Genomic DNA, 21,559 nt, shown 5'->3' with positions numbered 1-21,559 from the left:
ATACCGAAATGTGAGGAACTTTTCACCAAGGGTCACGAAGCTGCTCTTCGGTGTCCTCATCGTGACGGGTAGTCTTCTGGCCGCCGCGGGCGTGATCTTCGCCACCCCGCCGGCCGTTCCCGCCGTGCAGCCCGTGTCCTGTCCGCCCTGAAGCCCCCCGCCTCGCGCGGGGGGCCGGGCCGGTCGTCAGATGAGGCCGAGCTCCTTGACCGCGTCGCGCTCCTCCGCCAGCTCGCGCACGCTGGCGTCGATCCGGTCGCGGGAGAACGCGTCGATCTCGAGCCCCTGGATGATCTCGAACGTGCCGTTCGCCGCACGCACCGGGAACGACGAGATGAGCCCCTCGGGCACGCCGTAGGAGCCGTCGGAGACGACGGCCGCGGAGGTCCACTCGGTGCCGTTGACCCAGTCGTAGACGTGGTCGATCGCCGCGTTGGCGGCCGAGGCGGCCGAGGAGGCGCCACGGGCCTCGATGATGGCGGCGCCGCGCTTGGCCACCGTCGGGATGAACGTCTCGCGCAGCCACTCGCCGTCGACCTGCTCGGCCGCGATCTTGCCGCCCACCTCGGCGTGGAACAGGTCGGGGTACTGCGTCGCGGAGTGGTTGCCCCAGATCGTCATCTTCTTGATCTCGGTGACCGGCACCTGGAGCTTGGCGGCCAGCTGGGACAGCGCGCGGTTGTGGTCGAGCCGGGTCATCGCGGTGAAGCGGTCGGCGGGCACGTCGGGCGCGTTCTGCTGGGCGATGAGCGCGTTGGTGTTGGCCGGGTTGCCCACGACCAGGACCTTGATGTCGTCGGCGGCGTGGTCGTTGATCGCCTTGCCCTGGGGGCCGAAGATGCCGCCGTTGGCGCCGAGCAGGTCGCCGCGCTCCATGCCGGCCTTGCGCGGCATGGCGCCGACCAGCAGCGCGACGTTGGCCCCGGCGAAGGCGACGTTGGGGTCATCGGTGATCTCGATGCCGGACAGCAGCGGGAACGCGCAGTCGTCGAGCTCCATGGCGGTGCCCTCGGCGGCCTTCACCGCCGCCGGGATCTCCAGCAGGCTGAGCTTGACCGGGACGTCGGCGCCGAGCAGCTGCCCCGACGCGATGCGGAACAGCAGTGCGTAACCGATCTGACCGGCGGCTCCGGTGACGGTTACCTTGACGGGCCCGTTGGCTGACGACGCCATGGCCTTCCCCTCACTCGCAGGATATTCGTTGACTTTGGGATGCTACCTGCTCGTCATCCGCAGGTTTCCATCGCGGGCACCTTCAGCTCCGGATCGAATTCGACCTTGGCGAAGTACTTGCTCAGAAGCTGCTTCATGAAGCCCGTGCGATAGAGGTCGGCGATGACCGCCTTCACCGCCTTGCAGGTCTTCACGTCGCCGTTCTTGATGCCGACGGCGTACCGCTCGTTGTTGAGCTTGGCGCCGACGATCTTGTAGCGCATGTTCTCGCGGGCGGCGAACCCGGCCAGGATCAGGTCGTCGCCGGGGACCGCGTCCACCTTGCCGTCGCGGAGCAGCTGCATGCAGACGGCGTAGTCGTCGGCCGAGACCGGCTCGACCTTCACCTTCTGCTGCACCTCGCCGACGGACGGGCTGTCGGGCGCGCAGAGCTTCTTGCCCTCCAGGTCGTCCACGGAGTCGATGCCGCTGCCCGCGCGTACGAGGACGTCGTGGTGCGCCACGTAGTACGGCCCCGCGAACTGCGTCTCGGACCGGTCGACGGAGTAGGTGGCCACGACCAGGTCGACGCTGCCTTCGGCCAGCGCGTCGGCCCGGTCGCCCCTGCTGACCTTGACGAGCGCGGTGTCCTTGGCTCCTAATTCGGCGGCGATGCGCTTGGCGACCTCGACGTCGAAGCCCTGGAAGTCGTCGCCGTCCTGCAGCGCGACGCCTGGCAGGTCGCCCTTGACGCCGATCACGATCTTCCCGGTCTGCGCCACTTTGTCGATCACGGTGGCGAACGCGGTCGTGGGAGGTTTCTGCTCGACCGTCTCCGTGGGCTCGGGCCCCTCGCGGAACGCGAGCGACCAGCCGCCGTTCATCGCGAGCGCGATGGCGGCGGCGGCGAGCAGGACGACGGCGGTGCCCACCGCGATCCACACCCGCGCGCGGCGCGACCGCCCTGGCAGGGAGGGCTCGGTCACCGGGTACGGCACCCTGTCCCCCTCCGGCGGCACCGTCGCGGGAGGCGCACCCGTGGCGGGAGACGCAGCCGTAGTGGGCTGTGCCGTCGCGGACGGTGCCGTCGCGGGTTGCGGCCGGGGCAGGTCCGTGATCGACCCCGCCGACACCCTGTTGAACGGCGTCGTGTCGTCGCTGGCCACCTGCACGCCCCGGGTGAGCACCGCCGTGGACGCCCCCACCGTGGACGGCTGCCCGAGCAGCCGCAGCAGGATCTGGTCGGCGGACGGCCGGTCGGCCGGGGACTTGGACAGCGCGGAGCTCACCACGCCGCGCAGCGGCTCCGGCATCATGCCGACGTCGACCTCGTGGTTGAGGATCCGGTTGAGCACCACGGCGATGGACTTGCCCTCGAACGCGGGCGTCCCCGTGGCCGCGAACGCGATGGTGGCGCCCCAGGAGAACACGTCCGTATAGGGCCCGACGTCGTCACCCGCGATCTGCTCGGGCGCCATGTAGGCGGGGGTGCCGATGGCCCGGCTGGTGATCGTGCCGGTGGAGTCGATGATCCGGGCGATGCCGAAGTCCACCACGCGCGGCCCGTCGGCGGCGATCAGCACGTTGTCGGGCTTGAAGTCCCGGTGGACGATCGAGGCGTGGTGGATCGCGGTGAGCGCGGTCGCCGTGCCGATGGCCAGCCGGTCGAGCACCGTGCCGGTGAGCGGCCCGTCGGTCTCGATGATGTCCCTGAGCGCCCGGCCGTCGATGTACTCGCTGGCGATGTACGGCGTGTTGCCGTCGAGATCGGCCTCCATCACCCTGGCCGTGCAGAACGACGCCACCCGCTTGGCCGCCTTCAGCTCCCTGGCGAAACGCGACCTGGCGATCGTGTCACCGGTGAACTTGACGTGCAGCAGCTTGATGGCCGCCTGCTCCCCGTTGTCGTTGACGCCCAGGTAAACGATGCCCTGACCGCCTTCCCCGATCCGTCCGGACAGCCGGAAGGACCCCAGCTGTGTGGGATCGCCGGCGACCAGCGGCGAGATTTGCGGCATTCGTCATCCCCACGTGTGCTAACCCCAACGACGCAAACTTTACGACGTTCAGCAACTCCTCAGGGATCCGTTAAGCGTTCGTGACGTCACGGTTTTACCGGCGTGGAGTTGCGCGCGCGGGCCGTCGAGGGGAGGCTCTGGATCATGGAGCGCCCCTACGACATCGTACTTTTCGGAGCGAGCGGCTTCACCGGCGCACTCACGGCCGCCTACCTCGCGCAGGCCGCCGGGCCCGGCACGCGGTGGGCGCTGGCCGGGCGCGACCGCGCCAAGCTGGAGCGGCTGGGGCTCGACGTACCGATCCTGCTCGCCGACGCCACGGACCCCGCCTCGGTGGCCGCGCTCGCCCGTCAGACGCGCGTCCTGGCAACGACGGTCGGCCCTTATGTGGCGTACGGGGAGCCGCTGGTGGCCGCGTGTGCGGAGGCCGGCACCCATTATCTGGACCTGACGGGCGAGCCCGAGTTCGTGGACCTGGTCTACGTGCGCTACCACGACCGGGCGGCCAGGAGCGGCGCCAAGCTCGTGCACGCCTGCGGCTTCGACTCCATCCCGTACGACCTGGGCGTGCTCCACACCGTCACCCACCTCCCCGAAGGTGTCCCGCTCAGGGTGAGCGGCTTCCTGCGGGCGAGGATGGCCCCGTCCGGCGGCACCCTGGCCACGATGATGTCCATCCTCGGCCGCGCCCGCCAGACGGTCCAGCAGGGCACGCAGCGCCGCTCCGCCGAGCCCCGGCCCACCGGCCGCAGGGTGAGCTCGCTGCCCGGCGGCGTCCGCTACGTGGGCGGGTGGGCGCTCCCGATGCCGAGCCTCGACCCGTTCGTGGTCGGCTACTCGGCCCGCCTCCTCGACCGCTACGGCCCCGACTTCACCTACCGCCAGCACTACGCCGTCCGCACCCTCCCCGAGGCCCTGGCCACCGTGACGGCCGCCGGCGCCTTCGCCGCACTCGCCCAGATCCCGCCCGTACGCGGCTGGATCCAGGACCGGCTGAAGCCCGGCGAAGGCCCGTCGGCCGAGCGCCGCGCCCGGAACTGGTTCAAGGTCACGTTCCTGGGCGAGGGCGGGGGCGAGCGCGTGGTCACGGAGGTCGCTGGTGGGGACCCGGGCTACGGCGCGACGGCCAGGATGTTCGCGGAGTCGGCCCTCTGCCTCGCCTTCGACGACCTCCCGGACCGCGCCGGCCAGCTCACGACGGCCTCGGCCATGGGCCGGCCGCTCATCGACCGGCTGCGCGCGGCGGACATCTCCTTCGTCAGGAAGCGTTGAGACGGCAGGCGGACTCGGTCGAGAGGGTGTGCCAGGGTTCCTCGTCCAGGGCCTCGGCAGTGGTGCGGCCCCACCACTGCTCCGTCTCCACCACGAGGGGGACGTCTTCCGACAGGGCGGTCCGGCAGTCGGTGACACCGAGGACGAGCGTCAGCGTCATCCGCGTGCGGGGCGGGATCGAGCGGGGAAAGGCGCCGCTACCGTCGAGGGTCACCGATCGGAGCGCGAGACCGGCCGAGCGCACGCCCACCGCCGTGACCGTCGTGGGCAGCCAGCCTTCGTTGACGACCTCCAGGCCGATCAGCACCTCGACGTGCCGCCGACCCGCCTCATCCTGGGACGTCGAGCCGGAGCCACCGCTCGCGTCGTGCGACAGGCGGGGGACGATCGCTCCGCTCGTCCACGCGACCCCGGCGGCGAGCACCGCGATCCCGGCCAGGAGCCAGCGTCCGTAGGCGAAGCGGCGCACCATGCCCGTCCTTGGATCCAGGCGCACCCAGACTTCATCGGAAATCACTCGAGCCCCCTTTTTTGGCGATTCCGCATTCTGCTACTTTTCCGGTCATGGCGAAAGACGACTCTTGTTGCTGACCGGTTTTCTGGTCTTCCTGTTATTGGTGATACCGATGGTCGCCGGGGCCGCCAACTCACCCCTGCACCGCGTGGAGGCGGACCGATTCGGACACCGCCAGATGGTGGACATCACCGCGTTCAACGGCCCTCACATACTGCGATATCTCCAGGTGACGCGGCGATACCGGTGGATGGGCACCAGCGCGGGACTGGCCACGGGTGTTTTCAGCGCATCATCCGGATCAATCTTTCTGGCTCCTTACTTTGTGCTGATCGGCTGGCTCCTCGGAGTCATGGCCGGTGAAATCGCATTCGGCCGTCCGCGGGGCCCAATTCGGCGCGCGCCAGGAATACGACTCGTCCCGCCGCAGCTCACCGCGACCTGGCTGATCTGCGCCGCCTTCTCCTGCGGGGTCGCCTTCAGCACGGTCGAACGGTCCCTCTCCGCGGAGACCACCGTCGGCCGGCGACTCGGCGCCGCGGCCGCGCTCGCCGTGGTGGCCGGCGTCCAGTTCATGGTCAGCGGCCTGCACCGGCGGGCGCCGCTCCCGGGGCCGGCGGACCTCGTGGGCGGGGAAATGGCCACGCGGTCCCATTCCGCCCGCTGGCTGCTCGGGGTGGGCGCGTCCGTGGCCCTCTGGACGTCGGTGATCGCCCTGCCCGTACAGCAGTTCAACGACATAGGCGTGCTGGCCCTCGTCGGCCTGCCGATCCTGGCGTTGGCCCTGGCCTCGAACGCCTGGCGGGCCGGCGCCTCGGGCAAGAGGACGACCTGGCTCTGGGTCACCGCGGGTGTGGCACTGGCCGGCGTGGGACTGGCCATGGGCCGGTCCGTGTGGCAGCAGACGCCGGACGCCGCCGCTCCCGAGAGCCTCGCCGGACCCGTCCAGTACGCGCTGATGGATCCGGGGTCCGGCACGTGGACGCTGCGGAGCGAAGGGCAGCAGAAGCAGGAGGTGAGCCAGGCGAGCACACGGCTGCCCGGCGAGCCCTTCGTGCTCAGCGGCGACGGACTGCACCTCGTCTACGTGGACGAAGCCACTCGCCGCCTCGTGCAGCAGGACATGTCGGGGCCGGGCGCGCGGCGTGACCTGACCGGGCCGCTGACCGGCAGGCCCCTCCCCGAGGTGGTGCTGTCCCAGGACGGCCGGTACGTGAGCGTCGGCCCGGAAGTGATCGACAACCGCACCGGAGCCCGCACCCGCCTGCCGGGCGTCGGCCGCGTGCTCGGCTTCGGCCCCGACGGCGTCATGGCGACCACCGGCCGCCGGGCGCCGGCGGGCTCCCCCGACACCGAACTCCTCACGATCGGGTACGACGGCACGGTGCGGACCCGGGCACCCTTCGATCCGACGCTCGAGGTGATCGCCTCCCCCGACGCCCGCGCGCTGGTCGTCCTCACCGAAGAGGAGGTGCTGACCATGGATCCCCGCACGGCCGAGATCCGCAGGCACGCCAAGCTGAGCGTGCCCGAGCAAGACAGCACGCCGAAGGCACTCGCCTGGGCGCGGGACGGGCGGCTCCTCATCAAGATCGATGCGGATGCCGAGAAGGAGTTCCAGCTGGTCGATCCGGGCACCGGCGAGGCGAGCCCGATGCGGGACCTGCCGGCGAACCTCGACGGCGCGGTGTTCGGGAGGATCCAGTGAGCCGGTGGTGGTACGCCTTCGCCGCGGCGGCGCTGGCCGTGGCCACCGCGTGGGTGATCGGCCCGACCGGCGAGCAACCGCCGGTCCAGTTCGCCCGCCCCGAACCGACCCGCGCGGTCACCGCCCCGGAAGAACTCAGCAGGTACGCCTCCCCCATCCGATATGCGTACAGCCCCACCTGCGAGGACGGCTCGGCCCCGTGCAGCCACTGGGTCCTTGTCGCGTGGGGCGGCGAGCGAGGCCGGCTGCCCGGCACCGACGCCGCGGACTCGCTCTCTCTCAGCCCGGACGGCACACATGCGGCCTACCTGCGGACGAGCGACGGCACGTACGTCGTGGCCGACCTGCGCACCGGAGCGGTCAAGGCGCTCCCCGTACGGCAGAAGGGCGGCACGGTCGGCGAGATGTTCGGCGCCCAGATCCCGCTGTTCTCCCTCGACGGCCGCCACCTGCTCATCCAGCGCGACCACCTGGACAAGGACGACGAGACCGTGCTGGAGAACCCGATGATCGTGGACCTCGGCACCGGCGCCGTCCGTCACCTGCCCGCCGTCGGGCAGGTCGTCGGCTGGACGTCCGCAGGGCTCATGGCCATGACGACCCGTCGCACGAACAGCCTGCCCGGGCACACCACGTCGGCCTCGTTCACCGTTTGGTCGCCCAAGGGCAAGGTGGTCGGACGCTTCACGTTGCCCGGCAACCTGGCGGCGGGCGCCATGCCGTCGCCGTCCGGGCGCACGACGGCCACACTCGCCCGCGAGATCACGCCGGACGGCGTCGTCGCGCACGGCATCGTGCTCACCGACACGTCAACCGGCAGGCCGGCGCGGACCGTCGCGCCGCGGCTGCCGGCGGGCTGGCAGGCCACGAGCGTCCTGCGCTGGGACGGCGAGGACGCCGTCGTCGTGCAGGCCTCCGGACCTCGTGCCGAGATGGCGTACCACGTCGTGGACCTCGCCACCGGGGCGGCGCGGCGACTCGACGTACGCATGAGTGACGTGGCCGACCAGTTCCTGCAGCCCGCCGAACTGGGAGTGGCCCTCGGGAAGGTCCGTCAGTAGGGCAGGCCCCACTTGGTGAAGGTCTTGCGCAGGTACGGGTTCTTGAACTTCGGGTACGCCACGGTCCGCACGTCCCCGTCCGAGGTGTAGCGCATGTCCGGGTTGTTCTTGAGCCAGTCCAGCCACGCCTCCGAGCAGAACTGCTTGCAGTCGCCCTTCTTCTCCATGACCTTGATCCGCGGGATCCCCGGCGGTTCGAACGCCTTGCTGAACGGCGCCGGCGCGGGCGTGTAACCGGCCAGGAACGCGCCCAGGTGGTTGTAGGCCTTGCCGTGCATGGCCCACTCCTTGTTGCTCGGCTGGTTGCCGTACGGCAGGGCGATCGTGGTGGGGTGGACGCCGGAGAGGGAGGCGATCTGCTGGGCGATCGTGCTGATCTGCTCGTCGACCTCCTGGTGCGAGCGTCCGCGCAGGTTGATGTGGTCGCGGGTGTGGTTGCCGATCTCGAAGCCGTTGTCCTTGAGCCAGCCCAGCATCTGGGCCTGCTCCTCGCGTACGGTCTTGCCGAACATGTCGCGGGTCACGTAGAAGGTGGCCTTCGCCGGGAAGCCCGGGTTCTTGGCCGCCACGTCCTTGAGAATGGCGACGGCGGTGTTCGGGGCGGGGACGCCTACCTCGTTGAGCGTCAGCTGTGATGGCGACGAGTCGTCGAAGGTCAGCACCACCGGGTGCTTGCCCGCCGGAATGTCGATCTTCCCGGCCACCATCTCGGCGGCGGTGATCGGCACGTACCCCTCCCTGGCCAGCCGCTCCAGGTCCGCGCGGAACTGCTGCGGTGTCCTGTCGTCCGTCGAGCCCGGTTTGTCGATCACCCGGTGGAACATGAGCACCGGGATCTGCCCCAGCTCGTTCGCCTTGACCTCGGCGGCGCGCTTGGCCTTGGCGGCCTGGGCCGCCTTGAGCTTGGCGGCGGCGTCGACCTTGGTGTCGGCCATCTTGACGGTGGTGGGCTGCGAGTCGCAGCCGCTCAGGAGGGTGGCGGCGGCCAACAGCCCCACTCCACTGAAAATACGCAGTCGCATCCGAACCCCCCGAGACGCGTACGACTGTTACGAGGTGGCTCTTACCCAGCTGATCAACTGCGCCACGCCGCGTCACTGTCAAGAGATGGTCTGGGAAGCGGACAAGCGAAAGGGCCGCCCGCAGGCGGCCCTTTACGCTGAAACGGTCAAATTGCCATCTTCTTCTTGAGGTTCTCGTCCAGTGCGCTCAGGAAGTCCTGGGTGGTGAGCCACTTGGCGTCGCCGCCGACCAGGAGCGCCAGGTCCTTGGTCATCTGGCCGCCCTCGACGGTCTCGACGCAGACCTCTTCCAGCTTGTTGGCGAAGTCGGTCACGGCGGGGGTGTTGTCGAGCTTGCCCCGGTGGGCCAGGCCGCGCGTCCACGCGAAGATCGAGGCGATGGGGTTGGTGGAGGTGGGGTTGCCCTTCTGGTGCTCGCGGTAGTGGCGAGTCACGGTGCCGTGCGCGGCCTCGGCCTCGACGGTCCTGCCGTCGGGGGTCATCAGGACCGAGGTCATCAGGCCGAGGGAGCCGAAGCCCTGCGCCACAGTGTCGGACTGCACGTCGCCGTCGTAGTTCTTCGCGGCCCAGACGTAGCCGCCCTCCCACTTCATCGCCGCGGCGACCATGTCGTCGATGAGGCGGTGCTCGTACGTGAGACCGGCCTTCTCGAAGTCGGCCTTGAACTCGGTCTCGTAGACCTCGGCGAAGATGTCCTTGAAGCGGCCGTCGTACGCCTTGAGGATAGTGTTCTTCGTCGACAGGTAGACCGGGTAGTTGCGGGCCAGGCCGTAGCGCATCGAGGCGCGGGCGAAGTCGCGGATCGACTCGTCCAGGTTGTACATCGCCAGCGCGACGCCGCTGCCGGGGAAGTCGTACACGTCGAGCTCGATCGGCTCGGAGCCGTCCTTCGGCGTGTACGTCAGGGTCAGCGTGCCCTCGCCGGGGATCTTCAGGTCGGTGGCGCGGTACTGGTCACCGAACGCGTGACGGCCGACGACGATCGGCTTGGTCCAGCCGGGGACGAGGCGCGGCACGTTCGACATGATGATCGGCTCGCGGAAGATCACGCCGCCGAGGATGTTGCGGATGGTCCCGTTGGGGGACTTCCACATCTTCTTGAGACCGAACTCCTCGACCCGCGCCTCGTCCGGGGTGATGGTGGCGCATTTCACACCGACGCCGTACTTCTTGATGGCGTTCGCGGCGTCGATGGTGACCTGGTCGTCCGTCTCGTCCCGGTACTGGATGCCGAGGTCGTAGTACTTCAGGTCGACGTCGAGGTAGGGAAGGATCAGCTGGTCCTTGATGAACTGCCAGATGATCCGGGTCATCTCGTCGCCGTCAAGCTCGACGACAGGACCCTCCACCTTGATCTTGGGCATGCGAATGGTTCCCCTTCAATGTTTTGATGCGTTGAGGCTATCGGACCGTCCGGTCATCAGGCGAAAAGGGACAGTATCAACGCTTTGAGCTCGTTGTTGTAGAGCAGGAGCGAGGTCAGGACCAGCACGAACCCGAACCCGGCCAGCGTGATGACGTCAACCTTCTTGCTGCGGATGGACAGCTGCCCACCGTAACCGGCGAAGCGGAGGGCGGCGGCGATCATGATGACGGCGCCCAGCGCGAACCCGCCCCAGCGCGGGTTCACGAAAAAGATCACGAGTACGCCGATGACCGCACCCGCCAGAATCAGCGGATACGGCCCCCAGCTCTCACGCTTGGTCCCGTGGCTCAACGTTCCTCTAGAGGCTTCCACTTCTGATCGGTCTCACCGATGTACTCACTGTCAGGTCGGATCAGCCTATTGTCTGCGTGCTGCTCTATGACATGGGCAGTCCAGCCAGACATTCGGCTGATCGAGAAGACCGGCGTGAAAAGGTCCGTCGGGATCCCGAGATAGTGGTAGACCGAAGCCGCGTAGAAGTCGACGTTGGGGTAGAGGCCCTTCGTCTCGAAGACGACCTCCTCCATCTCCTTGGACATCCGGTAGTAGGTGTCGTCGCCGCCGGCCTCGGCCAGTTCGGCGGACATCTTGCGCAGATGGGTCGCGCGCGGGTCCTCGGTCTTGTAGACGCGGTGCCCGAAGCCCATGATCTTCTCGTGGGCCGCCAGCTTGTCACGTACGGCCTGGGCCACCTGACCCGGAGGGATCGACTCCAGCAGCTTCATGACCTGCTCGTTCGCCCCGCCGTGCAGCGGGCCCTTGAGGGTGCCGATGGCGGCGACGATCGCGGAGTGCATGTCCGAGAGGGTCGCGGCGCAGACGCGGGCGGCGAACGTGGAGGCGTTCATGGTGTGGTCGGCGTGCAGCACCAGGCACTCGTCGAAGATCTCGACCGCCCGGGGGTCGGGGACGCGGCCGGTGACCTCGTGCAGGAAGTTCGCGGCGATGCTGAGCGACGGGTCGGGCTCGGGAACGCTCCCGCCGGTGCGGGCGGCGTGGTAGCGGGCGACCAGCAGCGGTTGCTGCGCGGTCAGCCGGGCCGCCTTGCGCAGGTTGGCGTCGGGGGCGATGGAGTCCTTGTCCGCGTCGTCGGCGGCGGCCAGCGAGACCAGGCTGCGCAGCGCCTCCATCGGTTTCTGCTTCTCGGCGATCTCGGCGATGTTCGCGGAAGCCAGGGCGCCCAGCTCCCGGCCCTGCGCCAGCTCGTCGACGTACGCGTCGAGCTCGGACCGGTTGGGCAGCTTGCCACGCTGAAGCAGGTGTGCGGTCTCCTCGAACGTCGCGCGACCGGCCAGGTCGTGGATGTCGTATCCACGGTAGAAGAGCCGGCCGGCCTTTCCGTCAATGTCGCTCAGCGCTGTGGACGCGGCAACGACATCGGCCAGGCCTTTCGTGGGCTTGTCCGCCATGAGTGTTTCCTCCGCTTATCTTCGTCCGAAGTCTACCCGTGAGCAGGCAAAACCGGCCTCAAAGGTCCAGACCAATTTCACGCCGGATTCTCCTTTCGGCAAAGGCGATTCCGCATCCCCTCGTTTGGGTAAGCCGGAGCTGTAGTAATAGTTACGGCGGGCTACCTGGGGAGGAACTGCCGTGCCCAGGTGGCGGCGTGCCGTTCATACGCTGCCTCACAAGGGGAGGAACCGCCAGTGGAGGGGCCGTTCATACGCATCGAGGACACTGGCGAGGTGGTCCCGTTGCGCCCCGAGATCACGACGGTCGGGAGAGGCCGGGGGGTCGACATCCGGCTCACCGATCCCAGTGTGTCTCGACTCCATGCCGAGTTCGTCAGACGAGGACCCTACCTGTACGTCGTCGACCTGGGGCTGTCCAGGAACGGCACGCGGGTGAACGGCAGGCCGATCGCCCGGAGGGTCCTTGACGACGGCGACGTGGTCTCCTTCGGCGCGGCGCGGGGTCGCATCGGTGGAGTCCCCCGAGAGGACTTCACCCCGGAGGTCGAGCTGCGCAGGGCGGCGGCGCCCGAGCTGACCAGGCGCGAGGTTGATGTGCTGACCTCGCTCTGCAGGCCGGCGCTGTCGGACGAGGCGTTCGTCGCCCCGGCGACCGCGCGCGAGATCGCCGACGACCTGGTCGTGACCGAGGCCGCGGTCAAGCAGCATCTGCTGCGGCTCTACCAGAAGTTCAGGATCCCCGAGGGCACCAACCGGCGCACGCGCCTGGCCAACGAGGTCGTCGCGCTCGGTCTGGTCCGTCCGACCCCCGTGGTGCCACCACAGCGGTCGACGGGCACCCCCGCCGAGCAGCCGTCGGCGGCTGGGCGAAGGGCTTCTTGACGACGGTACTTGGGGCCTGATCGCGACCGGGGCTTCGGCGAGGGGTTCCGGCAGCGTCGGAACCTGAGCGCTAGCATGCCCGCGACCCACGGGAAACGGGCACGTCGCCGGCCAGGAAACCGGCCGGCGACGCTCATCGGCCAAGCATGCGCTCAGATCACCCGGAAGCCGTTGCTCGGCTTGCTGGTCCGGTTGGCCCGGTCCACCGCGACCACGTAGTAGTGGTCGCCGCGCTTCCCGTCGGCGTCCGTCCAGCGGACCTGCCGGTCGCCGGGCACGACCGCGACCAGGTTGCGGGCGTCGGCGAAGTCGCGCGAGGACGCGTTCCCGCCGAAGCGGAAGATCGCGAACTGGAACGGCTCGTCCCTGCCGGTGGCCACCGCGCGCACCTCGACCCCGCCGGGCTTGCGCAGCGCGTACGCCAGGACCGGCCTGTGCGGCGGCTCGCCGTTGGCCAGCCGGGGCAGCACGGGAGCCAGCGCGGGCCGCTGGTAGTGGTCGTTGACGGCGGTCGTGATGGAGCCGATCCGGTCGACCTTGACGTCGTTGGCGTTGTACCAGATGTCGCCGCCGATCTCGGGGTGGTTCCGGTTGAGCGTCAGGTGGGCCGACAGCTCGCCGGGGGCCTGCCACTGGGCCGCCTGGGCCGGGTCGCCCGCCTTGTAGGCGGCCTGGCCGATCCACAGCAGCGTGTTGGTGCCGCTCGCCACGTCGGACCACCAGGGCACGAGCTTGGAGTAGTCGGCCGGCGGCTGCCCCATGTACCAGTAGAGCTGCGGAGCGATGTAGTCGAGCCAGCCCTTCTTGACCCAGCCTCGGGTGTCGGCGTGCAGGTTGTCGTACGACTGGCCGCCGTTGGTGTCCGAGCCGAGCGGGTCGGAGGCCTTGTTGCGCCAGATGCCGGACGGGCTGATCCCCCACGCGATCTCCGGCTTGGCCGCCAGGACGCGCTGCTGCATCTCCTGGACCATCAGGTCGACGTTGTTGCGCCGCCAGGTGGCCAGGTCGGGGAAGCCGGCGCCGTACTTGGCGAACGTGGCGCTGTCGTCGAAAGCCGTGGTGTTCGTGGGGTAGAAGTAGTCGTCGAAGTGCAGGCCGTCGATGTCGTAGCGGGTGACCGCGTCCATCATCGCGTCCTGGCAGAACTTCCGTACCTCCGGCAGGCCCGGGTTGTAGTACAGCTTGCCGCCGAACGGCAGGATCCAGTCGGGGTGCTTGCGCCCGGGGTGGTCGGGGTGCAGCTTGGCGGGGTCGGGCTGCATCGAGGCGCGGTACGGGTTGAACCAGGCGTGGAAGGCCAGGCCACGCTTGTGCGTCTCCTCCACGGCGAAGCCGAGCGGATCATAGCCGGGGTCCTGACCTTGGGTTCCGGTCAGATACTGTGACCAGGGCTCGAACGGTGACGGCCAGAACGCGTCCGCGGTCGGCCTGATCTGCACGAACACCGAGTTGAGCTTGCGCTGCACGGCCACGTCCAGCCAGGCGACGAACTCGGCCTTCTGCTCGTCGGCGGTCAGCCCTGGCTTCGACGGCCAGTTGATGTTGACCACCGAGGCGATCCACATACCGCGCATCTGACGCAACGGCGGCACGTAGTCCTGCGCCAAGGCAGGCATCGGAACGGCGGTGGCGGCGGCAGCGAGGGCGAGGCCCTTCAAGAGAGTCCGTCTGCTCGGCATGGGGGGGTGGCCTCTCGGAAAGTGGTTGTATCGAAGGCGACGATGACAGAAAATTACCTTCAGATCAACAACCGTGAAGGAAAGTGCCGATGAGCGGTGACCTGTCCAGACTGGCGATGACAGTGTTGCACCCAGGGTACGAGGGGACCTCGGTCCCCGACTGGCTGCGCCGCGCGCTGGGCGAGGGTCTGGGCGGAGTTGTGCTGTTCGCCCGCAACGTCATAGATGCGCAGCTCGTACGGCATTTGCGCGCCGAGAACCCTGACACCGTCGTCGCGATCGACGAGGAGGGCGGCGCGGTCACCCGGCTGGAGGTCCAGGCCGGCAGCTCCTTCCCCGGCAACCGGGCCCTGGGCGTGGTGGACGACGTGACGCTCACCGAGCGCGTGGGCCGCCAGATCGGCCGGATGCTCGGCGAGCTGGACATCACGCTCGACTACGCGCCCGACGCCGACGTGAACTCCAACCCGGCCAACCCCGTCATCGGCATCCGCTCCTTCGGCCCCACGCCCGACCTGGTCTCCCGGCACACGGTCGCGTACGTGAACGGCGTCCAGGGCGCGGGCGTGGCCACCTGCGCCAAGCACTTCCCCGGCCACGGGGACACTGTGACCGACTCCCACCTGGCGCTGCCCACCGTGCACGCCTCGCGCGAGGTGCTCTTCGCACGCGACCTGCCGCCGTTCCGGGCCGCGATCGCCGCCGGGGTGCGCTCGATCATGTCGGGCCACCTGCTCGTCCCCGCTCTCGATCCGTCGATGCCGGCGACGCTGAGCCGTACCGCCATGACCGAGCTCCTGAGGGGCGAGCTCGGCTTCGACGGGATGCTCGTCACCGACGCGATCGAGATGCAGGCGGTGGCCGCCATGTTCACGCCGGGCGAGATCGCGGTGCGGGCCCTGGACGCGGGCGTGGACGCCATCTGCGTGGGGCTGGCCACCGAGGAGAGCCTGCACGCGATGCGCGACACGATCGTGGCCGCCGTACGCGCCGGTGAGCTGCCCGAGGAGCGGCTCGCGGAGGCGGCCGCGCGGGTGCTCGCGCTCTCCCAGTGGTACGGGGCGCAGGCGGCGCTGCGCGACAAGGCCCGGGGCGACGTGGACGAGGGCGTGGGCCTGGAGGCGGCCAGGGCGGCGCTGACCACCTCCGGCACCGCCCGGCTCGACCGCGCCCCGCTGGTGGTCGAGGTCAACACCCGCTTCAGCAAGGCCGTGGACCCCTCGACGCCGACCGGCATCACGGCGGCCCTCACCTCCCTCCTGCCGAACACGGCCCGGCTGCAGCTCGAACCCATGGGCGACCTGCCCGACCTGGCGGCCGACGGGCGGCCGATCGTGCTGGTGGTGCACGACGCCGCCCGGTACGACTGGGTGCGTTCGACGGTGGCCAAGGCGCTGGCGGTGCGGCCCGACGTGATCGTGGTGGACACCGGCGTGCCGGCGCCGCCCGGCGGGGCCGTCCACCTGGCCACCCACGGCATCTCCCGCGTGTCCGCACAGGCGGCGGCAGAATGGCTGACCCAGTGACCGCCGAACCCGCGAACCCGGTCGCCACCGTACGCGCCGTGCTGCCCTCGCTCACCCCGGCGGCGCAGTCCATCGCCCGCATCATCCTGGACGACCCCGGGCTGGTGGTGCGCAGCACGATCACCGAGTTCAGCGCGGTCTCCGGGACGAGCGAGGCCACCATCGTGCGCACGGCCCGGGCTCTCGGGTTCGCGGGATACTCGCAGATGCGCTTCGCCCTGGCGGCGGCCGTGGCCAAGGAGCCGGAGCGGCTGGTGCCCGGCGACCTCGGGCCCGACGACCCGCTGACGGACGTGATCGCCAAGGTCGCCCGCGCCGAGTCGGAGGCGCTGGCCGACACCGCCGCGCAGCTCGACCCCGACCAGCTGGGCGACGTGGTGAAGGCCATCTCGGTGGCGCGGCGGGTGGACGTGTACGGGGTGGGGGCCTCGGGGCTGGTGGCGGCGGACATGTCGCAGAAGCTGCTGCGCATCGGGCTGTCCAGCCACCCGTTCAGCGATGCGCACCTGGCTCTGACCAGCGCGGCGCTGCTCAAGGAAGGCGACGTCGTGGTGGCGATCAGCTGCAGCGGCGAGACGCCCGACGTGCTGGTGCCCGCCCGCACCGCGGCCGACACCGGGGCCCTGGTCGTGGGCATCACCAACAACCCCCGGTCGTCGCTGGCGGAGCTGGCCGATCACACGCTGGTGTCGGCGGGGCGGGAGACGGCGTTCCGGCCTGGGGCGCTGGCGAGCCGGATCAGCCAGTTGCTGATCGTGGACTGCATCTTCGTGGGGCTGGCGCAGCGGACGTACGACACGGCCGACGCGGCCATCCGGGCCACCCGGAACGCCACGGACCGCTACCGCAACCGCTGACCCACCGGCCCCGACGCGACCGCCGACGTCGCACACGGCCCAGGGCCGTGCCCCCGATGCACAGGCCCCGAAGCGACCGCCGACGTCGGTTGCCGTCCCTTGGGAGGGTCCGCGTCGAGGGGGCGGCCGAAACGACCGCCGCCTTCGCGGGCGGTGGTCAGGCGCGGGCGACCGACAGGGCGGCCAGGTCGGCCTCGATCTTGGCGGCCGTGGCCAGCAGCGGCGGCAGGAGGTCGCGGCGGGCCGCCTGCAGGGTCGTCCGGCTGGCGTGGGTCGAGACGTTCACGGCGGCCACCGTCCGCCCCGAACGGTCGCGAATCGGCGCGGCGATCGAGCGCAGCCCCTCCTCCAGCTCCTGGTCCACCATCGCCCACCCCCGCCCGCGCACCTTGCCCAGCTCCGCCCGCAACGCGGCCGGCAGCGCGATCGTGTGCGAGGTGAGGCGGCGCAACGAGGCCCCCTCCAGGTACGCGTCCAGCTCGTCCGGCGGGAGGGCGGCCAGCAGGACCCGCCCCATCGACGTGCAGTACGCGGGGAAGCGGGTCCCGATGCTGATCGTCACCCGCATGATCCGCGCCGTCGCCACCCGCGCCACGTAGACGACGTCCTCCCCGTCCAGCACCGCCACCGAGGCCGACTCGTGCACCTCGGCCGCCAGGCGTTCCAGGTGCGGGTCGGCGACCTCGGGCAGCGACAGGCTCGACAGGTACGCGTACCCCAGCTCCAGCACCCGGGGCGTGAGCGAGAACAGCCGCCCGTCGCTGCGCACGTACCCCAGGTCCTCGAGCGTGAGCAGGAATCGCCTGGCCGCGGCCCTGCTGAGGCCGGTCGCGCGGGCCACCTGGCTGAGCGTCAGCTCAGGGTCGGTGGCGCTGAACGCCCGGATCACCGCGAGCCCCCGGGCCAGCGACTGCACATGATCAACCATCGTGATCCCCTTGACATGAGCTGGCAAGAGCGTAGGTTCCGCGATACGGGATTGTTCGGTCAGAGAATACATGTGCGCATCGCGAACAACTAGGAGCAGCCGTGCGTCGCGCTCTCGTCCTCACCATCACCCCGGTCCAGGGCGGCGCGGCCGCCGTCTCGGGGGCGGTGAGCGGGCAGTTCCAGTTCGCGTTCGCGAACACGACCTCGCTGCTGACCGCCAAGCAGCAGGGCCTCGACGTCAAGGTGGTCGCCAACGGCGTCTCCTCCACCGGTCAGCAGGGCAAGGACTTCAGCGCGGTGCTGGTCGAGCAGGACAGCCCGATCAGGACGGCCAAGGACCTGGCGGGCAGGAAGATCTCCGTCAACCAGCTCAAGAACATCGGCGACACGACCGTACGCGCCTCCGTGCGCAACGCGGGAGGCAACCCCACCGGCATCGAGTTCGTGGAGCTGCCCTTCCCGGACGCGCCCGCCGCGCTGCAGAGCGGCCGGGTGGACGCCATCTGGGTGGTCGAGCCGTTCGTCAGCCAGGCCGTCAGCCAGGGAGCGCGCCCCGTGGCCTGGAACTTCGCCGACGCCGCCCCCGACCTCACCGTCGCCATGTACTTCACCACGGGCCGGACCGACGCCGACCTGACCAGGCGGTTCACGGCGGCGATGCGCAACGCCAGGGCGGTGGCGTACCAGCCGCAGGTGCTGCTGATGGACGAGCCGTTCGCCGCCGTGGACGCCCAGACCCGGGCGGACCTGGAGGACCTGATCCTGCGGCTGTGGCGGGACCTGGAGGTGACCACGCTGTTCGTCACCCACGACATCGACGAGGCCGTCTACCTGGGGCAACGCGTGATCGTGCTGTCCTCGTCGCCGACCGTGATCCTGGAGGACCTGAAGGTGGATCTGCCGCCCGAACGCGACCAGCTGACGACCCGCTCGCTGCCCCGGTTCGGCGAGTTGCGCGGGCACGTCTACCGGCAGATCCAGCGGGCGAGGGACCGGCGATGACGACCGTCCGGGACGCCACGTTCGACGTGCTCAGGCGGTACGGGCTGACCACGATCTTCGGCAACCCCGGCTCCACCGAGGTGACCCTGCTGACCGGGCTCCCGGACGACCTGCGTTTCGTGCTCGCGCTCCACGAGGGGTCCGTGGTGGGGATGGCCACGGGGTGGGCGATCGGGCACGAGGCGCCCGCGCTGGCCGTGCTGCACACCACGGCCGGGCTGGGGAACGCGGTGGGGGCCATCGCCACCGCCCGGGTGAACCGGGTGCCGCTGGTGATCCTGGTCGGGCAGCAGGACCGGCGGCATCTGGCGCTGGAGCCGTTCCTGACCGGGCACCTGAGCGGGCTGGCCGGGGACTATCCGGTGCGGGTGGACCAGCCGGTGCGCGCGCAGGACGTGCCCGGGGCGGTGGTCCGGGCCTTCCACGAGGCGACGACCTTCCGCGGGCCCGCGCTGGTCGTGGTGCCGATGGACGACTGGGAGGCGCCCTTCTCGGAGGAGACGGTGGCGGCGCCCGCGCGGATGGTGCGGCCCGCCGGCATCCCGGACGATGACCTCGCGCCGCTGGTGGAGCTGCTGTCGGGGGCCCGGTCGCCGGCCATCGTCGCGGGCGCGGGGGCCGGGTGGGAGGCGCTGGTCGCGCTGGCCGAGCGGCTCGGGTGTCCCGTGTTCCAGGAGTCGTTCGGGGGGCGGGCCGGGTTCCCGCAGGACCATCCGCAGTACGCGGGGGTGCTGCCCGCCGACCGGGTTCGGCTGCGGGAGGCGCTGGCGGGGCACGACGTGGTGCTCGCGGTGGGGGCTCCCGTCTTCCGGCAGTACCCGTACGTGCCCGGTCCCCTGGTGGCGGCGGGGACGTCGGTCGCGGTGATCACGGATGACCCGGCCGAGGCGCATCGCAGCCCGGCCGACCTGGCCTACCTCGCCTCGCCGTCGGCCGTCTGCGCCCGGCTGGCCGCTCTGCTCCCCTCATCGTCACCGGCCGCGGGACGGGCTCCCGCAGCGGGACGGGCTCCCGCGACGGACATTCCCGAACTGCCCACTGCGGGGCGGCCGTTGCGGGCGGCGCACGTGCTGCGCGAGCTCGCGCTGCGGCTGCCCGCCGACATCGTGCTCGTCGAGGAGACCCCCTCGTCCCGCCCCGACCTGCACCGGCTCGTGCCCGCCAGAACCCCGCTCGGCTTCCTGTCGGCGGCCATGGGCGGGCTCGGGTTCGCCGTGCCCGCCGCGGTGGGCCTGCGGATGGCGCTCCCCGACCGGCCCGTGATCGCCGTCGTGGGCGACGGGTCGGCCCTCTACGGCGTGCACGGGCTCTGGAGCGCGACGCACTACCGGGTGGGCGCGCTGTTCGTCGTGCTCTCCAACGGCCGGTACGCGATCATGGACCGGCTGGCCGACAAGCAGGGCGGCAAGGCGCCGTGGCCGCCGTTCACCGAGGTGGACATGGGCGGCCTGGCCAGGTCCTTGGGCTGCCCCGCCAGGCGGGTGGACTCGTACGACGAGCTGACGGCGGCCCTCGACGAGGTGCTCCCGTCGCTCGCGGCCCGCGAGGAGCCCCTGCTGCTCGACGTGACCGTGACCGTGGATCCGGACTTCCAGCCTTAGGAGGCTCACCATGACGTTCCTCGACCCCAAGATCTGGACGGGCTCGATCTTCGACGGCGGATGGACGGCCTCGCGCGCCGGTGACGCGCCCGTCACCGAGCCCGCCACCGGCGACGAACTCGGCCGCGCGGGCACCGCCGGCGCCGACGACGTGGCGGCCGCCGCCGTACGGGCCCGGTCGGAGCAGCGGGCGTGGGCCGCCACGCCGTACGAGGAGCGGGCGGCGCTGCTGCGGCGGGCCGGACGGCTGTTCGAGGAGCACGCGCAGGAGATCCAGGACTGGATCGTCAGGGAGTCCGGCGGCGTGCCGGGCAAGGCCGGGTTCGAGACGCACGTGGCGGCGCAGGAGTGCTACGAGGCGGCGGCGCTGGCGTCGCAGCCCCTGGGCGAGGTGCTGCCGACGGCCCGCAAGCGGCTCAGCTTCGCGCGGCGGGTGCCGGTCGGGGTCGTGGGGGTGATCGCGCCGTTCAACTTCCCGCTGATCCTGGGCATCCGGTCGGTCGCCCCGGCGCTGGCGCTGGGGAACGCGGTGGTGTTCAAGCCGGACCAGCGTACGGCCGTGTGCGGCGGGTTCGCGGTCGCGCGGGTCTTCGAGGAGGCCGGGCTGCCCAGCGGGCTCCTGCACGTGCTGCCCGGCGGTCCCGAGGCCGGTCAGGCGCTGGTCGCCGACCCGAACATCCCCGTGATCTCCTTCACCGGCTCCACCGCCGCCGGGCGCAAGGTCGGCGAGGCGGCGGCGCGCCTGCTCAAGCGGGTCCACCTGGAGCTGGGCGGGAACTCGGCGCTGGTCGTCTTCGACGACGCCGACCTCGGGGCCGCCGCGTCGGCGGGTGCGTGGGCGTCGTTCTTCCACCAGGGGCAGATCTGCATGACCTCGGGACGGCACCTCGTGCACGAGGCCGTGGCCGAGGAGTACGTCGAGCGCCTGGCCGCCAAGGCCACGGGGCTGCCGGTGGGCGACCCCGCCACCGGGCAGGTCGCGCTCGGGCCCCTGATCGACGCCGGGCAGCGCGACCGGGTGCACCAGCTGGTCACCGCGAGCGTCTCCGCCGGGGCCCGGCTCGCCGCCGGGGGGACGTACGAGGGGCTGTTCTACCGGCCGACCGTGCTGGCCGAGGTGCCGGTGAGCGCGCCGGCGTACGCGGAGGAGGTGTTCGGGCCGGTGGCGCCGGTGACGACGTTCTCCACGCTGGAGGAGGCGGCGGCGCTGGCCGCGGACTCGGAGTACGGCCTGTCGCTGGGCATCCTCACGCGGGACGTGATGAAGGGGATGGCGCTGGCCGACCTGGTGCCGACGGGGATCGTGCACATCAACGACCAGACCGTGGACGACGAGGCCGTGGCGCCGTTCGGCGGGGTGGGGGCCTCGGGGACGGGAGCGCGGTTCGGCGGCACCGGGGCGAACGTCGACGCCTTCACCGAGACGCAGTGGGTCACCATGCAGGGGGACATCGCCACGAAGCGCCCGTCCCCGTCGAGCGCCAGCCGCCCCCCGAG

The 21,559-nt window shown here is 70.6% G+C and carries 18 protein-coding genes; 9 read left to right on the top strand and 9 right to left on the bottom strand.

Translation table 11 applies throughout. The annotated features are described in order from the left end of the window. Positions 1–186: 186 nt before the first annotated feature. Positions 187–1,173 carry a malate dehydrogenase gene (locus tag ACWDX9_RS08180; RefSeq protein ID WP_449950465.1) on the bottom strand — a complete coding sequence of 329 codons (987 nt, stop codon included), beginning with the start codon at positions 1,171–1,173 and terminating at the stop codon, positions 187–189. Between the two features lie 53 nt (positions 1,174–1,226). Then, a complete protein-coding gene (locus tag ACWDX9_RS08175) occupies positions 1,227–3,170 on the bottom strand; it encodes a protein kinase domain-containing protein (RefSeq protein WP_449950463.1) in 1,944 nt (647 codons plus the stop codon). A 144-nt stretch (positions 3,171–3,314) separates the two neighbouring features. On the opposite strand from ACWDX9_RS08175, the gene ACWDX9_RS08170 reads away from it, so the two are divergent. Beyond that, complete coding sequence (locus ACWDX9_RS08170; protein WP_449950594.1) at positions 3,315–4,442, top strand: saccharopine dehydrogenase family protein; 1,128 nt, start codon at positions 3,315–3,317, stop codon at positions 4,440–4,442. On the opposite strand, the gene ACWDX9_RS08165 is transcribed toward ACWDX9_RS08170, so the two are convergent. After that, complete coding sequence (locus ACWDX9_RS08165; RefSeq protein WP_449950460.1) at positions 4,429–4,959, bottom strand: hypothetical protein; 531 nt, start codon at positions 4,957–4,959, stop codon at positions 4,429–4,431. The genes ACWDX9_RS08170 and ACWDX9_RS08165 overlap by 14 nt on opposite strands. Positions 4,960–5,308: 349 nt before the next feature. On the opposite strand from ACWDX9_RS08165, the gene ACWDX9_RS08160 reads away from it, so the two are divergent. Further along, positions 5,309–6,664: a hypothetical protein gene (locus tag ACWDX9_RS08160; RefSeq protein ID WP_449950457.1), complete on the top strand. Its 1,356-nt coding sequence runs from the start codon at positions 5,309–5,311 to the stop codon at positions 6,662–6,664. Further along, positions 6,661–7,725, top strand: coding sequence for a hypothetical protein (locus ACWDX9_RS08155; RefSeq protein ID WP_449950454.1), 1,065 nt, complete (start codon positions 6,661–6,663; stop codon positions 7,723–7,725). Before ACWDX9_RS08160 ends, ACWDX9_RS08155 begins: the two co-directional genes overlap by 4 nt. On the opposite strand, the gene ACWDX9_RS08150 is transcribed toward ACWDX9_RS08155, so the two are convergent. The 4 genes from ACWDX9_RS08150 to ACWDX9_RS08135 all read right to left on the bottom strand — a co-directional run bounded on the left by ACWDX9_RS08150 (position 7,719) and on the right by ACWDX9_RS08135 (position 11,582). Further along, positions 7,719–8,723, bottom strand: a complete 1,005-nt coding sequence (locus ACWDX9_RS08150; RefSeq protein ID WP_364243454.1) for a polysaccharide deacetylase family protein — start codon at positions 8,721–8,723, stop codon at positions 7,719–7,721. The two genes, ACWDX9_RS08155 and ACWDX9_RS08150, sit on opposite strands and share 7 nt — an antisense overlap. Positions 8,724–8,893: 170 nt before the next feature. Continuing rightward, a complete protein-coding gene (locus ACWDX9_RS08145; RefSeq protein ID WP_364243457.1) occupies positions 8,894–10,111 on the bottom strand; it encodes an NADP-dependent isocitrate dehydrogenase in 1,218 nt (405 codons plus the stop codon). Positions 10,112–10,167: 56 nt separating this feature from the next. Further along, positions 10,168–10,485 (bottom strand): DUF3017 domain-containing protein, encoded by a 318-nt coding sequence (locus ACWDX9_RS08140; protein WP_449950451.1) that lies wholly within the window; start codon positions 10,483–10,485, stop codon positions 10,168–10,170. Continuing rightward, on the bottom strand, positions 10,461–11,582 hold the full coding sequence (locus tag ACWDX9_RS08135) for a citrate/2-methylcitrate synthase (RefSeq protein ID WP_449950449.1): 1,122 nt from the start codon (positions 11,580–11,582) through the stop codon (positions 10,461–10,463). Before ACWDX9_RS08135 ends, ACWDX9_RS08140 begins: the two co-directional genes overlap by 25 nt. A gap of 237 nt (positions 11,583–11,819) precedes the next feature. On the opposite strand from ACWDX9_RS08135, the gene ACWDX9_RS08130 reads away from it, so the two are divergent. Continuing rightward, positions 11,820–12,467 (top strand): FHA domain-containing protein, encoded by a 648-nt coding sequence (locus ACWDX9_RS08130; RefSeq protein ID WP_192790024.1) that lies wholly within the window; start codon positions 11,820–11,822, stop codon positions 12,465–12,467. A 152-nt stretch (positions 12,468–12,619) separates the two neighbouring features. On the opposite strand, the gene ACWDX9_RS08125 is transcribed toward ACWDX9_RS08130, so the two are convergent. Continuing rightward, positions 12,620–14,083 carry a glycoside hydrolase family 10 protein gene (locus tag ACWDX9_RS08125; protein WP_449950447.1) on the bottom strand — a complete coding sequence of 488 codons (1,464 nt, stop codon included), beginning with the start codon at positions 14,081–14,083 and terminating at the stop codon, positions 12,620–12,622. A gap of 152 nt (positions 14,084–14,235) precedes the next feature. Here ACWDX9_RS08125 and ACWDX9_RS08120 point away from each other — a divergent pair, with 152 nt between their 5' ends. Beyond that, entirely contained in the window at positions 14,236–15,672 is a 1,437-nt protein-coding gene (locus ACWDX9_RS08120) for a glycoside hydrolase family 3 protein (protein ID WP_449950444.1), read from the top strand. Continuing rightward, positions 15,657–16,529, top strand: a complete 873-nt coding sequence (locus ACWDX9_RS08115) for a MurR/RpiR family transcriptional regulator (RefSeq protein WP_449950442.1) — start codon at positions 15,657–15,659, stop codon at positions 16,527–16,529. Before ACWDX9_RS08120 ends, ACWDX9_RS08115 begins: the two co-directional genes overlap by 16 nt. Positions 16,530–16,686: 157 nt before the next feature. Here the strand turns inward: ACWDX9_RS08115 and ACWDX9_RS08110 are convergent, their stop codons facing one another. Then, positions 16,687–17,457 (bottom strand): IclR family transcriptional regulator, encoded by a 771-nt coding sequence (locus ACWDX9_RS08110; protein WP_449950440.1) that lies wholly within the window; start codon positions 17,455–17,457, stop codon positions 16,687–16,689. Positions 17,458–17,558: 101 nt separating this feature from the next. On the opposite strand from ACWDX9_RS08110, the gene ACWDX9_RS08105 reads away from it, so the two are divergent. From ACWDX9_RS08105 to ACWDX9_RS08095, 3 genes are all read left to right on the top strand, one after another. Beyond that, positions 17,559–18,461 carry an ABC transporter substrate-binding protein gene (locus ACWDX9_RS08105; RefSeq protein WP_449950438.1) on the top strand — a complete coding sequence of 301 codons (903 nt, stop codon included), beginning with the start codon at positions 17,559–17,561 and terminating at the stop codon, positions 18,459–18,461. Continuing rightward, positions 18,458–20,062, top strand: coding sequence for a thiamine pyrophosphate-dependent enzyme (locus ACWDX9_RS08100; protein WP_449950437.1), 1,605 nt, complete (start codon positions 18,458–18,460; stop codon positions 20,060–20,062). The genes ACWDX9_RS08105 and ACWDX9_RS08100 overlap by 4 nt, the downstream gene beginning before the upstream one ends. A gap of 10 nt (positions 20,063–20,072) precedes the next feature. Then, a partial coding sequence (locus ACWDX9_RS08095) for an aldehyde dehydrogenase family protein (protein ID WP_449950434.1) occupies positions 20,073–21,559 on the top strand: 1,487 nt, incomplete at its 3' end.

Source organism: Nonomuraea sp. NPDC003201 (assembly GCF_053590415.1).
The sequence above is the reverse complement of the archived record's forward strand: the minus strand, read 5'-3'. Positions and strand labels throughout refer to the sequence as shown.